Source organism: Sphingomonas kyeonggiensis (assembly GCF_014196745.1).
Taxonomy (GTDB): Bacteria; Pseudomonadota; Alphaproteobacteria; order Sphingomonadales; family Sphingomonadaceae; genus Sphingomonas; species Sphingomonas kyeonggiensis.
Window position 1 is genome coordinate 1,537,485 of record NZ_JACIEH010000001.1, and the last position, 15,614, is coordinate 1,553,098.

Here is a 15,614-nt window from a genome sequence, read left to right on the forward strand (position 1 = left end):
ACCGATCCGGCCGCTCTTTAACCCGGTAGGAAGATAGGATCACCCCCGCGTAATCATCCTGTGCCGGCCCCAGTTCAGAACGAAGCCGTGGGGGTCGAGACTTTTGTGACTTTCCGTCCAGGTGGGGCGACCTTCCGGCGAGTCGAGCCAGCGCCAAAGTTGGAAGCAATCGCCTGCTGGACGATTCGCGCCCCACAGCATAAAAGGGCGCCGCTGCGGGCCACACGGGCACGCGGTCCCGACGCCAGAGAACGGCGCCAAGCGGGAAACTCCCGCCAACAAAGAGAGTCACGAACGATGGCCGAAAAGCAGACCTCGCTTCAGGATCTGTTCCTCAACTCGCTGCGCCGGTCGAAGACGCCGGTCACGATGTTCCTCGTCAAGGGCGTCAAGCTCCAGGGCATCGTCACCTGGTTCGACAATTTTTCGGTGCTGCTCCGCCGCGACGGCCAGTCGCAGCTCATCTACAAGCACGCGATCTCCACGATCATGCCCTCGGGCCCGGTGGACCTTGCCCCACTTCTCGAAGCGGTGGGAGAACATCAGTCCAAGAACCCGGTATTGCAGGAGATTTTCCTGAACGCGGTCCGCCGCCAGCAGGAAAATGTCACGATGTTCCTGGTCAATGGCGTGATGCTGCAGGGCCAGATCGCGTCCTTCGACCTGTTCTGCATGCTGCTCCAACGCGAGGGCATGGCCCAGCTGGTCTACAAGCATGCTGTCTCGACGATCCAGCCGGCGCACCCGCTGAACCTCGCCGAGGAACAGAATAGCGACGACTGAGTGACTGTATGACTACCGGTTTCGAACGTGACCCCGATGAATTCACCCGGGGCGCGCGAGCGGTCGTGGTCTATCCGGACCTCGGCGGCAGCTCGCGCGATGCGGACGCGCGTCTGGAAGAAACGGCGGGTCTTGCGGCCGCGATCGGCGTCGACGTGGTCGAGCGGGTACCGTTGCGCATCCGCGCGCCCAAGCCCGGCACGCTGATCGGCTCGGGCCAGGTGGAAGCCCTGGCCGAGACGGTGCGCGACAGGGAATTGTCGCTCGCCGTATTCGACGCGAACCTCACGCCGGTGCAGCAACGCAACCTCGAGACCGGGCTCAAGTGCAAGGTGATCGACCGGACCGGTCTGATCCTCGAGATCTTCGGCGAGCGTGCGCGCACGGCCGAGGGCCGGCTCCAGGTCGAGCTGGCACACCTCGACTATCAGGCTGGTCGCCTGGTGCGCAGCTGGACCCACCTCGAGCGCCAGCGCGGCGGCTTCGGTTTCCTCGGCGGTCCGGGCGAAACCCAGATCGAGGCCGATCGCCGGTTGATCCGTGATCGCATGGCACGCCTCCGCCGTGAGCTGGATTCAGTCAGCCGCACGCGGAGCCTGCACCGCGACCGGCGCCAGCGCGCGCCCTGGCCGGTAATCGCGCTGGTCGGCTATACCAACGCCGGAAAGTCTACGCTTTTCAATCGCCTGACCGGAAGTGACGTCATGGCGGAGAACCTCCTCTTCGCGACGCTCGATCCCACGTTGCGCCAGATCTCGCTGCCGGGCATCGACAAGGCGATCCTTTCCGACACGGTGGGCTTCGTCTCCGAGCTACCGACCCAGCTCGTCGCCGCCTTCAAGGCGACGCTGGAGGAGGTGGTCTCGGCGGACCTGTTGATCCATGTCCGCGACGTCGCCCATCCGGACAGCGAGGCGCAGAAGGACGATGTCGAGGCCGTGCTGGCCGAGATCGGCGTCGCCGAAGCCACGCCGCGCTTCGAGGCATGGAACAAGATCGACCTGCTGGATGACGAGCGACGCGAGGATCTGCTCACCGACGCCGCCAAGCGCGAGGACGTCATGCCGGTCTCGGCGGTGACGGGGGAGGGCGTGGACGCCCTGATCGCCGCCGTCGCCGCGCGCCTGACCGAAGGTCATCGCCGCTACACGCTCCATCTCGATCCCGCCGATGGCGCTGCCGCCGCCTGGCTCCATCAGCATGGCGAAGTGATCGAGCAGGGGATGGACGGAGAGCAGGCGGTCTACGAGGTCCGCATGGCCCCGCGGGACTATGAGCGGTTCCTGACGCGGGGCTGAGGGCTCAGGATTCCCGCGGCAGCTCCCGTACCTCGACGGTACCCCCGCTCTCGTAGACGGGATTGCCGATGAGAAAGGTCTTGGCCTCTTCGAGATTCAGCGCCCGAACCCGGATGTAGCCGTCAATCCGGTCGGAAAGGGGAGCGGGCTCGCCCACCTGGCGCAGGCTCTCGCCCAGGCCGATCTCACTGCCGCCATCGAAACGGTCGCTGGCGTGGAGGCGCTCGAAATAGGCCTCCCACATCTTGGGTGTCGGCTCCTCGGTCGCGTCATTGTGCATGAGCAGGATATAGTCGCGCATCAAGCTTCCCCGCGCTTGGCCTTGGCCCAGAGTTCTTCCTTGGCATCGAGGTCCAGAGCTTCGAATATATCGCCAGCTTCGGCTTCCATAGCCTTGAAACGCCTCTCGAATTTTGCGTTGGCGCCGCGCAGGGCCGCCTCAGGGTCCACGCCCAGCTTGCGCGCCCAGTTGACCACCGCGAACAGCAGGTCGCCAACCTCTTCCTCGATCTCGGCCTGCGTTGCCGCGGTCTCGACCTCGACGAGTTCCTCATCGATCTTGGCGCGGGCGCCACTGGGATCGGGCCAGTCGAAGCCGGTGCGGGCGGCACGCTTCTGGAGCTTCTCAGCGCGGAGCAGGGCGGGGAGGCCTATCGCGACGCCGTCCAACGCACTCTCATGCCCCTTTTCGCCCCGCTCCGCGGCCTTGATTTGTTCCCACAGGTGATGGCCGCCCTCGGCGGCCCCCTTGAAGATGTGCGGGTGGCGGCGCTCCATCTTGTCGCTGATCGCATGGGCGACATCGGCCAGGGCGAAGTCACCGGCTTCTTCGGCCATGCGGCTGTGGAAGACCACCTGGAGCAGCAGGTCACCGAGCTCGTCCTTGAGATCGGCCATGTCGCCGCGCTCGATCGCGTCGGCCACTTCATAGGCTTCCTCGATCGTATAGGGCGCGATCGTCGCAAAGGTCTGCACCGTATCCCATTCGCAGCCCGTCTTCGGATCGCGAAGACGCGCCATGATGGCGACGAGACGGTCGATGGCTGGCACGGGTGCGGTCAAGGAAGAACCTCCGGGAAATGCCGGTCGACCCTAGGAAGCCGGTACGGGGAAGAAAAGCCCGGTTTTATCGATCGAGCGCGAACCAAGGATAAGCAAGCGAGGGAGGGCTGTTGAACCGCCGGTTCCGGTTGGTTGCTTCGCTGAAGCCGGTGACCAAGCGAGCAACGATCACGGGCCCGCAAGCTGACAAGGCCGTCAGAGACTATCTCGACGCCCTAACCCACGATGACACGGATTGGCGTAGGCGCTGCGGCATGATCGTCCGATGGCGGGTAGTTTCGACTTCGCGCCCTGATCCAAACGTCCATCCGCGCTGTCTGGGGCAATGGAAGGCCTTGGACCAGAACCTCCTCAATTTCTGGGTGTAGCCGGCGCCAGCCACAGCGTGATGAGAAACATGGCGAAGCCTAGGATGATCGCCGGAAGCGATGCCTCAGGCCCAAAAGTCGCGCCGGTCAGGATCACGGAAGAACCGGGAACGGGCGCGCTGTGTAGCAGGCTGCCGGCGCTGGTCATCCCTGACACGCTCGCTCCAAAGACGCCCCCAAGGGTCAAGTTCCAGGCTGTATGGGCACCTACCGACATCCAGATCCGGCCGGAGGTAAAGTAGAATCCGGCCAACAGGAGCCCCGCCTCGACGGCAATCGCGACCGCCGCCGAGATGGTCGCGTTCGGGTTCATCAGGTGCGCCGCACCGAATGCCGCCGCTGAAATCAACAGCCCGGCAGGGATGCCGAATGCCCTGGAAAGCAGGCGAAAGACTACCAGACGAACCAGCAGCTCTTCCAAAAGGCCGGTGCCGATCGTCTCCCGGAGGTCGTGTTGCCAATCGGTCCATTGGTCCGGGCGGATCTGATAGGCTCCACATCCCCAGAGAACGCCCATGACGATCAGGACCAGTGAGCCGCCGGCGAGCAGCCCGACAAGATAGTCGACGGGAAAATTCCTCAAGGAGAGTTCGCCAGGAATCCGGTGCTCGCCCCATCGGACAAGGAAGTAGTAGCTGGCATACGCCAGGGCCGTGCAGACGAACGCCATCGCCAGGGTGACTTGGGGGTTGGGGAAAATCGACCGGACGATCGACTGAAGCGAAATCACGAAGATCAGCGCGACCAGCAAGGCGATCATCCAGGCGATGGATCGCAGCCAGCCAAACTTGCCGGGACGAAGGATACCCTCCGATCCGAGTTCCAGGCGACCATGCCTGCCCCAGGCCTCGACGGACGGCGCACGGATGCTTCCGAAACGCACTGACCGAGCCTGAACTTTGTCATCACGGTTCATGGTCATGCTTCCAGGAAGAGCTTGGCGTGAACCAAGAATAAGTCCGGATACTGGAAGTGCGGGGCGTGACCGGCGTCCGGATAGATGATCAATTGAGCGTACGGGATGTGCTGCTGTAGATAGAAGGAATTGATCGTCGGCAGCATGACGTCCCGGGACCCGTTGGCTACCAGGGTCGGAACGGTGATGTTCCGAAGTCGTGCGAACCTCTCGCCGTCGGGGCGAAGCCAGTCCCGCCCGGCGGCAACCTGGGCCATGATGGAATCGAGCCGCGTGGGAGGGTCTCTGTCGATTTCGCGGGCGTGACGCCGTTCCCAGAATTCTGCCGCAGCCTTCTGTCCGGATTCCGAATGTCCGAAGAAAAGCCACGCCATTTCCGGAAGGCCGGCGTCTCCGCGGGCACGCTGCGATACCTCCGCCTGGAATTCGGTAGGATCGCCACCGCGGGGGCTGGTTCCGACGAGGATGAGTTTACGAACGGTCGACCCGTGGCGCTCCGTATAGGCCTGTGCGACCATGCCGCCCATCGAGAAGCCCAGCAGGTCGAATTTCTCGAGACCGATCGCGTCGACAAAGGCCTTCACATGTTCGGCCATTTCCTCGATCGTCCTGGGTGTTTCGCCGCCTGAAGCGCCGATGCCAGCATTGTCGAAGAGGATCACTTCGCGATGCGCGGCGAGCCCGTCGGTAATCTTCGGGTCCCAATGGTCCATTCCGCCGGTGAAATGCTGAAGCAAAAGGATTGGGGTCGCGCCCTTCGATCCGAACCGTCGGAATGCATATTGGACTTTACCCGAAGTAACATATTGTGTTGGCGCGTTTATGTGCGAATGCATGACGGTCCTTCCGAAGCTTCGAAGACTATCTTCGTGCACCCTTCAAGCGGCCACACAGACGTTGGTATTGGGAAACGGGGCAGCTGATCTCGGCCGGTGGAAGCAGACCGATACCAAGGTATGGATCGGTTTTGGTGGAATTTCCTGTGACAGCATGGGATTATGTGGGGTGTGGTTTGCTTGCCCGCGGATGAAGGTAGGATCCCATCATGCTAGAGGTGCGAGTGGCGCAGGCGAATGACAGAATGCGGCCGGTCGAGGCTCCACTACCAGGCGACTGTGTCGTCTTGATCGTCGACGATGACGATGATTTTCGAGAGACATTGGGGGACCTCTTCACCTCTGTGGGGCTGCCGTCGATGGCGTTCCCGTCGACAGCTGCCCTCTTGAAGAACGGCCTGCCCGACAAACCAAGCTGCATGGTACTGGACCTGCGGATGCCGGGTGCAAGTGGTCTCGATCTTCAGGCTCGGCTCGCCGAGATGGGCGCGCGCGTACCGGTGATCTTCCTCACCGGCTATGCGGACGTCCCGACGACGGTTCGGGCGATGAAGGCGGGCGCCCTCGATTTTCTTCCCAAGCCGGTGCGGGAGCAGGAATTGCTCGACACCGTTACTGACGCGCTTCGCCGCGACCATGAGCGGAGATGTTCGGAGGATGCGGATGCGGAGGTTCGGCGCCTGGCGCAGAGCCTGACTCCGCGCGAGACCGATGTTCTTCGTGGCGTGTCGCGCGGCCTTCTCAACAAGCAGATCGCTTTTGAGCTCGGCATCACCGAGATCACTGTGAAAATGCACCGGTCCTCTGCCGGCAGAAAGCTGCGATCGAATTCGGTGGCAGATTTGATCAAGAAGGTTGAACTGCTCGGTCTCTAGGCTCAATCGTCGCGATATGCGGAGCGGGGCGTCCATTCTAGCTGGCTGGGGGTATAGGGCGCGCGAAGATTGAAGAATGGCATGAGCGTCCTCGATATCGTCAGCGAAAGTGTGGTGACCCTGAGAGATGGTCGGGTCGCGAGCTGGAATTTGGCTGCGACCACGCTGTACGGTTGGCAGCCCCAGGAAGCGATGGAGCGCGATTACCAGGCGTTTCTCGGTGAATACCCGCAAGAGGTCCTTGCGGCCATCAAGTCTCAAGGCAGCTGGGAGGGACGGCTCTTCAGGAGACGCTTCGATGGGAGCGATATCCAGGTGCGGGTTCGCTGCACCGGCTCCGAGGCGCTGGGGCTGGAGCCGGGAGCAATCGTAGAAGTCTCCTCTCTCGTTGATGATCTTCATCCGGCCGAGATTCTTCTGGCGGCAAGCGAATATAGGTACCGCAACCTTTTCGGAGCAGTGGCGGCTGCCTTCTGGGAAATGGACTTTTCCGGCGTAGGAGCAATTTTGCGCTCGCTGGGGGAGCCGCAGCGGGAAAATCTCGGGCCCTATCTGCAGGCCAACCCCGGGCTCGTACGAGAGATGATGCGCTCGACCCGCGCCCTCGACGCCAATGAGCGGGCGCTCGAACTGTTCGGGACGGGCACGAAGCGCGAGTTGCTGGCGGCGCCCGGCGACAGCTTCTGGCCCGACAGCAGCACCGCAGACTATGCCGCTTCAGTGGTAGCCGCGGTCAGCGGCCAGCCGAGATTCATTGCGGAGACCAGGGTCCGGAGTCTGAGCGGTCGCGAATTCGAGGCGCTCTTCACAGTCTCTTTCCTTCCGAACACGGTGGGGCAGGGTAGTCTCCTGGTCGGTTTCACGGACATCTCCGAGAGGGTGCGGGTTAGCCGGGAGCTTGACCAGGTCGCTTTGCGCCAGAAGATGTTCCTAGAAATCCCGGCAATCGCGATGTCCGAAATGGACACCACGGAGCTCATCGAACGGTTCGACGAGCTCAGGGATGCGGGCGTCGAGGATCTCGACGCCTATATCGGGCAGCACCCTGAGTTTCTGGATTTTGCGTTGAGCGCTGTCCGCTTCGCGGAAGTGAACGAGGCGTCGGTGCGAATGTTTGGCGCCGCATCGAGACAGGAACTCATAGGTCTTCCCCTGACCGGCATTTTCGAGCCGGCACGGGACGTGTTCCGACAGTCCATCGTCGGGAACTTCAACGGCGAGCAAATCTTCCAGTCCGAACTCCGCATGCGGCGTCTCGATGGGCGGGAAGTGACGACAATCTTCTGTCGGCTGGTTTCCACCCAGTATGATCGTCATCGAGTGCTTGCTGCCCAGATCGACGTCACCGAGCAGGTCCAGGCGCGGGAAGAGCTTGAGCGCCTTCAAGGGCAGCTCGCCCATGCGTCTCGCATTTCGCTTCTTGGCGAGTTGTCCGCTTCGATCGCGCACGAGATCTCCCAGCCCATAACGGCGATCGCGACCGGGGCGGTCGCCGCGGAGAGGATCGCCAAGCGCCCGGATTTCAACGGTGAGTGGCTTTCGACAATCACGCAGCGCATCCTCAGGGATGCTACACGCGCGGGCGAGATCATCGACAGGATCCGGGCGATGGCGTCCAACCAGTCAGTGCAGTTGGTCCCGCTTATGGTCGCCGAGGTAATTCATGGCGCGCATCAACTCGTCGCGAGAGAATTGCGGGATCGAAGTGTCGCTGTGCGCTTTGCGATCGAGGAGGCGCTTCCAGGAATATCGGGTGATCGCGTTCAGCTTCAGCAGGTCATGGTGAACCTCATCATGAATGCTGCCCAGGCGATGGATATGACTTCACGGGAAGCGCGCAAGATCGACATCGAGGCGGTCTCGGCCGATGGTTTCGTCCGCATTCGAATACTGGATACAGGGCCCGGGTTTCCGGAAGAAGAGCGTGAAGCGGCGTTTCTAAGCTTCCACTCGAGCAAGGCGAATGGACTGGGGCTCGGCCTCTCGATCTGTCGTTCGATCGTGGAGGGCCACAATGGCACGATCCGGGCAGGCAACCGGGAAGGTCGCACGGGGGCGGAGATCGTCATTGAGCTGCCGATTGGCATCGCCAGCGCCGGTACGGCTGTTTGTGAACCATAAACGATCGCTTTCAGCCCGCTGGCCGAACGTCCGGAATTGGGTGGGAAGTGGTCATTCCGAAGCCACTACCGGGGTGGCTGCCATGTGCCCCAGACCGGCCGTTCGTCGCAGTTGACGAACCGCCCGAAAGCAGACGCTCATTCATGTCTGCGCGAATGTCGGCTAGCGGGCAGTCTCGCCATGCTTCGGCACCCGCTAACATATTGAGATACGCGTGGATATCGTCGAGCGACTTCCGATCAATGATCTGGATATCCGCTGATCGACCCGGAATTGCGCCTATCGCCGGTTCCCCCAATGAGCCTCGGAGTTGGGTTTGGTCGGACAAAGGCACGGGCCCGACCTTCGAACTCGAGAGGGAAGAACGCCCTAATGTGGGGATGCAATTGGGCTTCGACGCGCCGAGTATGGCACGCATTCGCTCCGCCGCACAAAGGCGTCAATGATATATACCAGGCCACTGGAAACCTTCGCGCGATCCAGATCCTGTTAGGCCATCCGAAGGTCGGAAACACCTTTCGTTATCTCGGCGTCGATATCGAAGATGCCCTTGCGGAGCGAACGGAAATTTGACGGTGGAGTGGCCCGTCTGAGCCGAAGATGGGCCACTCCAATCGCCGGAAAGCCATGGGTCTTATCGGTCGTTCGTTGAACGGCAGCGCACCGAGCAGCCAGCAGCGTGTATTGTTAGAATCTCTTTCGGATTTGAAGTCGGATCGTTCGGCCCAAAGGATCGATTTCATCATGGGTATAGCCCGCGGGGATCTGGCCGTTGATCAGCGCGACGCGCCGATAGCTGTTGAGCAGGTTCTGGACTGCAGCAGATATCTTCCAGCCCTTGGTCAAAGGATTATTGCGCCAGCCCTTGAAGATGTTGTCCGGGTTCAGGAACGTGGAAAGATTGATCGTCAGCGGCGGGGTGACCCGAAACACCTGGTCCCGATTTGATCCGGGACTATCGATGCGCGCGGCGCTGTTCCAGTTTGCACTGAGCGAAGCCCCAAGACCGCGCGTTCCGACATCAAATTGCAGGCTGACCGTGTGACGCGACAGGCCACTCCCTCCTCTCAAGCGATCGATGACGGGCAATCCCGCTTTGACGAACATCTCGCTTTTCAGATGGTAGATCTCGTTCAATGCGAGTGTGTATTGAACGGGATCCGCACGTGCACCGGGGATGGCCGTTGTGTTGCCACCGGCAAAGCGCAACGCCAAGCCGCCCGATAGGTCGGCGATGCGATCCCTGGCGATATTGATCGATCGCGCGTCAATCGATACGAGATTGCCGTCCGCGTCACGGGTAATGCGGTCTTTGAATGCCGCTTCGATCGCCGGCGTCAACTCTGGCAGCGGGCTCGGCATGTTTTTCGAGACCGTTTGACGATATCCGACATTGAAGGTCAGCATTCCGCTTTTTAGGGGGCGCACCATCGCCGAGACCCTCACTTCCTGGCGACTGCCACCTTTGAGCGCCGGATTGCCTCCCGTGATTATGATGGGCTCGGCAACAACCTGTTTGGCGTAATCGACCATTCGCGTGACAGTCGTGACGATGGGCCCGTCCAACTCCGTCACCGATGGCGAGGCTTGCTGATCATCGAACATTGCCCGGAACTGGACCGCTCGGATGGGGGACCAGGTGACACCGCTGCTAAAGCGCCATTGCGCTTTGCTTTCGCTCATCGACTGCCATCCCGCCGTCAGGTCAACGGACAGGTCTCCGATCGGAAATGGAGACTCGTTGCCGCGTCGCGCGATCGGGACAGTGAGTGCGGCCTGCACGTTTGCCTGGTCCCGCGACCTGTCATTGGTCGTTACCGCATTCCCCTTGGCATCGTGCTGACGCATGTGCGTGGCGGCGCGGTTGGCATTGCCCGAGAGGCTGATCGTCAGCGGCCCTGCCGGCAATTGAACGACGCCTTTCTGGAGATCAGCGCGCACGCTCCAGTCATCGGACACGGTTCTTGTTCTCGTCCCCCGTAGCAAGTGCCGGGGCCAGGGGGCATAGGGATTGAAGGCTGGGTCCCCGATATCCAGCAGATTCTGCACGCTTTGAGTGTCGATGCCGGTCTCCAGGAGATTGTCGTTCCGGCTGATACGGTAGCTTATGCCCAGGTTGGTTTGCCATCCGGCGACAGAACCGTTTAACGTCAGAGAACCACCCAATGATTGGGCAAGATTGTCGGCACGCAGCGCGTTGATGCCATCAAGCGGTCGTGTCAGCAGAACGTCGCGCGAGAAGGGTGACCAGGGATTACCCGCTGGCAACACCACCGACGCCATCGGAACCCCGCGCAGCCCTTCACTGCGGAGGCTATTGGCCGTGAGCGAGACCGACAGGCCGAACGGTCCGACGGGTCGCGCCATACCGATCGCCAGGCTCACCGAGCTTCGCGCGGACTGTAGCGAAGTATATGCATTTGGATCGAACGGGTCGCTCTGCCCAGCGGTAGCGACAAGATCTGCCAGCGAAGGCGGGGCGGCAAGCGAGAGGCCTTGAAGAGCGGCGGTTACGATCGTCGATCCGGCCGCAGCGCTGAGCGCGGGATCAATCTCACCTCCATCGAGGGCGGAGATGACGCCTGACCGGTAATGGCCCCCAGCATCCTGCGGGATGGACCGGGCATTCTTGCGCATGCCGCTGTCACGCCCGATGTTCGCGCGAATATTCCAGCGCGTATCCCCGTCGATGATGGTGCGGGACGGGATAAGACCATTGCTCATCTGGCCACCCCGAAAAGGGGCGGACGTGCTGGCATCCAGTTCGAGGCTGGCGAAATGTTGTTTGAGCACGAGATTGACGACGCGCCTTCCGGGGGCGGCGCCATAGCGCGCTGCCGCTTCCGGCTTGAGAATGGCCAGACGGGCGAGGGCCTCGGGTGGATAGCCAAGAATTGAGCGATCGAAGCCAGCCGGCTTGCCGTTGATCAGCAAAACCGGTTCCTCGCCGTCGGGGCTGAGGAAGGGCCGAAGATGCAACAGCAGGTCATCGATCGAGTCCATGCCCTGGGAGGCTATCTGATCCTCGCTGAATTCGGTTTCGGCAGCGATCTGCGCATCGCCGCGCCGAGGCGCCGTGACGACAATATCATCCCGCCCTGCCTCTTGATCATGCGCATTGCCCTGCGCCTGATCGCTTGTGCGTTCGGCTGCGACTTCACGAGCCGCTATCATGCCATCGGCGGTAGCCGGCACCAAATTGAGCGTGAGGACAACGCCAGCAATTGATCGTCTGGACCAGCGCACATTGCAAAATCCGTTGGCGCACCCTAACGCGACAATTCCCATCCGTGCCATCTCAGATGGAAATGGCACCGCGCCGCTCGGAACGACGCGGTGCCTGTTGGGCGGGTCTTGGTGCGGGTGCTTCAATCGGCGATCCGCCGGTCGGAGCATCCGCCTACTGCCTTGAACAATCGTACCTTACGGCACGAACTGAAGGGTGCCCACGGTCATGTCGGCCGCCACTGCGCAAGCGCCGACACTGACGGGCGCCGAAGGATCGACATATGCGTTCACCGTGGTGCCGGTTACATTGGTATACTCGACCACGCCCGGGTAGGTCGTGGTCCCGCTGCTACAAATGACGGTAGACGTAGGAAGATAGGTGACAACTACGTTGCTCAACGTACCGTTCGCCCAGACGCGGGCGGTAACTCCGTAAGCAGAGCAAGCAGTTGCCGAATTATCAAACGTCACATCCGCGTAGGTTCCGGACGAATTTACTGACCCGTTGACAGTTGCGCCGGTGCAAGGGGTGCCATTTACATATCCCGTACCGGTGCCGGACACCGTCGTCGGCGCCGGAGTAAAGCTCTGGGCATAGGCGGGCATTGCGCTCAACCCGACAAGCACGGCGATTGTGCTGATAGAAGCCTTCAACATAATCCTTCTCCTCTTGTGCGCGACATAAAAGGTGTCGCTTCCCAGATGTCCGCAGACGTTGAATGCTTTCCTGCGAACATCATCGCTCACGTTCATGGAGCGATCCCAGAAATTCGGGTAAATCGGATGAAATGACGCAGAACTCTCGACTCATTTAAGGCGAGTCGTCAGAATTTCTTTGTCATGTTAAAGCCGATTATTCTTGGGTCAAGCGTAAATACATTTGCAGTCAAGCCACTGTCATCACTGTTGATGAATGCATCAGTAATAGGAGTTTTGTTGAATAGGTTCTTAATATAGAACTGCATCGAGAATCCGCTTTCCGGGCGATCGAGTGTTACGGAGATGTTCGCATTGTCCCAGGACCGCAAACGATCGATCGATATGTTGTACACGCGTGACCAGCTCGAGCTCTGGCGATAATAATCGCCCCTAAATGCGAGATTCCATTCGCTGATAGGCAGCACATATTGAGCGCCAAGATTAACTGTCCAATGGGGAGAGTTCGGCAACTCATTTCCCCCAAGATCAGCGTAGAAACCCCTGCCATTATTTGGTGCGTCGGTTGCTGGATCGTATACAATCCCGGTAAGATTGGAGAAATAACTTCCGGCGGTGAAATTCTTGCCGACTTGTCCGCCACAGAACGTTGAAAGATCTCCAGGGCCGCTTGCATTGTTAAATGACGATCGCTTGATGATCTTTTCAACGAGCGCGCGCGGCGCAATGCAATTGGAGGCCAGTTGAATCCAGGGTTTGACGATGACCCAATCCGGATTTCCCTGCGTGCGATCCATGACGTCGACCGACTTCATGCCGTTCGCGATGCGCGTGCCGAGATAACCGACATTGGCGTTCAGGCTGATGCGTCGCGTTGGCCGCCACAGCATTTCGAGTTCGGCACCCCAGATATCGGCATTATAATTTTCATTCAGGGCAATGCGATCGACGATCTGGGAAACCTGATAATCCTTATATTTGTAATAGAAGGCGGTTGCGTTCAGCGTCAGCCGCCCGCCGGCCAGGGCATTCTTCGTTCCGACCTCAAACGCATTGACGCTTTCGGGTTTGAAGGTTTGAGATGCAGGAAAGAATTGCAGATAGGCCGGATTGGCCCCAATTCCCGGAGGGTTGGTGCCACCCCCCTTGTAGCCATGTGCAAAGGATGCGTAGAGCAGGGTCTCGTCCGTGAAAGCGAGGCGCGGCTTCCAATCCACGACAAGCCTTCCCGTTACGCGGCCCCATTTCTGCACGATATCCGGAGACACCTGATATCCCTCATTGATCAGGCCAAACCCTAGAATCCCCGTTCCGAGGAGCAGTTGCGTTGGGATCGGTGTCGCCGTCTTCTTGTCGTCAGTGTAGCGAAGCCCTGCCGTAACCTTCAGCCGGTCGGCGGCTTTGAAATAGATTTCGCCGAATCCTGCATAGGATTCCGTTTTGGCGATATTCTGGCTACGGAAATAATTGTGGCCGTTTCCGTTTAGAGAATTCAGTGGATTCGGATCTACATAGGTGCAATCCGCGCCCCCGGTCCACCCGGTGCAATCCCTAACGACGCCGCTGGTATTCCCTGTACCCAGAACGGTTCTGGCTATTGCAGTGAATAGATTATTGAATACATAATAATCTTCTTTTATCTTGAAGTTAAGATAGTTTACCCCAAGATTAAATTCGATCCTTCCGTCGAATGACGATTGCAGGCGGAACTCCTGATACCATTGCTTGCTATGAGAATTGACCGTATCCGCGCCGAGGATGTTAGACGAGGCCCCCAATTGGGGATCATCCAGAATGCCTCCGACAGCGATACCTTTGGTCGCCAATGGCCTTGTTCTGAGAGCAAACAAAACGCTCGAATCATTGAACACGCTACCGCTATTGAATCTATTGTAATCCTGAAACGAATAGTACGAATCCTCAGAATATGAGGTGTTGGAATAGAATTTCAGATTCTTTCCCAGCCCCGCCTCGATATTAAGCTGAAGAATATCGTTCTTCGCACGAAACCTGGGATCTATAGCGGTCGCGATCTCTCGGAGATTGCGGGATTGCGTGACGCTCGCGTAAGGATCTCGCGTGTCGTCGATCAACATGACCGGAGCGGCTCCGCCCACAGCTCCGGCCTTGTACCCCAATGCGATCACGGAGGCGGCTGCATTGATGTACGGCAGGGAGAAGCCGTTCGGAACTCCATAAGCGCCGTCGTCATAGAGCGAGCCTGGCGAGCAACCCTGGCTTAGGGCGCCCCTGATCACCGGCGTAAGGGTCTTGCCACCCATTGAAGCCGGCCCGGGATCAGTGTGACAAAGCTGTTTGCCCGTGCGCGAGCGATCGTCGTCTTCGTAGAAATGTTCCCACGCGGCGTTGATTTTGAAATTGCGGCCTGGCTGCCAGGCCGCGGTGACGCGGCTGCCCCAAAGGTTGCGGCCATTGACGCGCTGATCGGTGACGGTGTTGTAGTCATATCCGTCGCGGTTCGTCCAGGCGCCGGCAGCGCGCACGGCGAGCGTATCGGTGAGCGGCAGATTGACCATGCCGGCTGCCCGCATCGACTTGTAATTGCCCGTTTCCAGCTTGAACTCGGCGGCGAGCTTGTCGGGGTTGGCGAAATTCGGGATCATGTTGACCACGCCCGCCGTTGCGTTGCGGCCATAAAGTGTGCCTTGTGGTCCGCGCAGCACTTCGACGCGTTGCACGTCGAAATATTCCTGTTCAAACAGACGATTGCGGATCAATGGGGTATTGTTGAAACTGACCGCCACACCAGGATCGGACGCGACTGATAACGCCTTGGTGCCGACGCCGCGGATCGAGAAATTGTAGCTCGCGAAATTCGACTTTGAGAATGAGATGTTGGGCACTGCGCGGACAAGTTCCGCGCCCCCCTCGATCTTCATTTCATCAAGCGTTTTCGAGGTGAACGCGCTCATCGCGATCGGCACGCTCTGCATCGATTCCCGGCGCTTCTGCGCGGTCACGATGATATCATTGCTGAATGTCGCCTGCTGCCCGCTTGCGGGCTCCTCGACTGGGGCGGTCTGTGGCGCGGGCGCCACGGGTTGCGCTTTTGGGGCGGCAGATGCCGCGCCTCCCGCCCGGATGATGAAGGAGCCTGCCCGGCCGGGTTGCAGTTCGGCGAGAAGATTCGTTCCCGCGAGCAGTTCGCGCAGGCCCTCTTCCACCGATTTGGTTCCGCGTACGGCATTGGTGCGCTTACCGCGCACGAGTCTGCCGTCCGCCATGATCTGGATACCAGCCTGTTTCGCAAAGGCCGGAATGCTTTGCTCGGCTACCCCTGCCGAAAGATCGAATGATCGTGTTTGTGCTGCAACCGGACTGCTCGCCACAATGGCGGCAATTGCCGCGCTGCAGTAAAATGCCGACGATATACCTTTCACCCGTTACCCCTCCCCCAAATTGGGAAGCGTACATTGCGCTCCCCTATATAGAGATGCTTGGGCGAAGGG

At 60.1% G+C, this 15,614-nt stretch carries 12 protein-coding genes and 1 pseudogene; 6 read left to right on the forward strand and 7 right to left on the reverse strand.

All coding sequences use genetic code 11. The annotated features are described in order from the left end of the window. Positions 1-105 precede the first annotated feature (105 nt). Positions 106-783 (forward strand): RNA chaperone Hfq, encoded by a 678-nt coding sequence (hfq, locus tag GGR46_RS07415; protein WP_343058093.1) that lies wholly within the window; start codon positions 106-108, stop codon positions 781-783. Between the two features lie 8 nt (positions 784-791). After that, entirely contained in the window at positions 792-2,081 is a 1,290-nt protein-coding gene (hflX, locus tag GGR46_RS07420; protein WP_183995999.1) for a GTPase HflX, read from the forward strand. Positions 2,082-2,085: 4 nt separating this feature from the next. On the opposite strand, the gene GGR46_RS07425 is transcribed toward hflX, so the two are convergent. From GGR46_RS07425 to GGR46_RS07440, 4 genes are all read right to left on the reverse strand, one after another. After that, positions 2,086-2,382, reverse strand: a complete 297-nt coding sequence (locus tag GGR46_RS07425) for a YciI family protein (RefSeq protein ID WP_183996001.1) — start codon at positions 2,380-2,382, stop codon at positions 2,086-2,088. After that, positions 2,382-3,143, reverse strand: a complete 762-nt coding sequence (gene mazG, locus GGR46_RS07430; protein ID WP_183996003.1) for a nucleoside triphosphate pyrophosphohydrolase — start codon at positions 3,141-3,143, stop codon at positions 2,382-2,384. Before mazG ends, GGR46_RS07425 begins: the two co-directional genes overlap by 1 nt. 351 nt (positions 3,144-3,494) lie before the next feature. Beyond that, positions 3,495-4,427, reverse strand: coding sequence for a CPBP family intramembrane glutamic endopeptidase (locus tag GGR46_RS07435; protein ID WP_183996005.1), 933 nt, complete (start codon positions 4,425-4,427; stop codon positions 3,495-3,497). 2 nt (positions 4,428-4,429) lie between these two features. Next, the gene (locus GGR46_RS07440; RefSeq protein WP_183996007.1) at positions 4,430-5,263 is read right to left on the reverse strand and encodes an alpha/beta fold hydrolase; all 834 of its coding nucleotides are present in this window, start codon (positions 5,261-5,263) and stop codon (positions 4,430-4,432) included. Positions 5,264-5,550: 287 nt separating this feature from the next. On the opposite strand from GGR46_RS07440, the gene GGR46_RS07445 reads away from it, so the two are divergent. The 3 genes and pseudogenes from GGR46_RS07445 to GGR46_RS25355 all read left to right on the forward strand — a co-directional run. Beyond that, positions 5,551-6,138, forward strand: coding sequence for a response regulator transcription factor (locus tag GGR46_RS07445; protein ID WP_246425918.1), 588 nt, complete (start codon positions 5,551-5,553; stop codon positions 6,136-6,138). Between the two features lie 81 nt (positions 6,139-6,219). Then, on the forward strand, positions 6,220-8,259 hold the full coding sequence (locus GGR46_RS07450) for a PAS domain-containing sensor histidine kinase (protein WP_183996009.1): 2,040 nt from the start codon (positions 6,220-6,222) through the stop codon (positions 8,257-8,259). Between the two features lie 385 nt (positions 8,260-8,644). After that, positions 8,645-8,832 (forward strand): annotated as a pseudogene (locus tag GGR46_RS25355) (integrase); the annotation flags it as partial. 114 nt (positions 8,833-8,946) lie between these two features. Here GGR46_RS25355 and GGR46_RS07455 read toward each other — a convergent pair. Then, positions 8,947-11,262, reverse strand: a complete 2,316-nt coding sequence (locus tag GGR46_RS07455; protein WP_183996011.1) for a porin family protein — start codon at positions 11,260-11,262, stop codon at positions 8,947-8,949. On the opposite strand from GGR46_RS07455, the gene GGR46_RS07460 reads away from it, so the two are divergent. Beyond that, positions 11,233-11,487, forward strand: a complete 255-nt coding sequence (locus GGR46_RS07460; protein WP_183996013.1) for a hypothetical protein — start codon at positions 11,233-11,235, stop codon at positions 11,485-11,487. The two genes, GGR46_RS07455 and GGR46_RS07460, sit on opposite strands and share 30 nt — an antisense overlap. 195 nt (positions 11,488-11,682) lie before the next feature. On the opposite strand, the gene GGR46_RS07465 is transcribed toward GGR46_RS07460, so the two are convergent. Further along, positions 11,683-12,240, reverse strand: coding sequence for a hypothetical protein (locus GGR46_RS07465; RefSeq protein ID WP_183996015.1), 558 nt, complete (start codon positions 12,238-12,240; stop codon positions 11,683-11,685). A gap of 71 nt (positions 12,241-12,311) precedes the next feature. Beyond that, positions 12,312-15,545, reverse strand: a complete 3,234-nt coding sequence (locus GGR46_RS07470) for a TonB-dependent receptor (protein WP_343058063.1) — start codon at positions 15,543-15,545, stop codon at positions 12,312-12,314. Positions 15,546-15,614 lie beyond the last annotated feature (69 nt).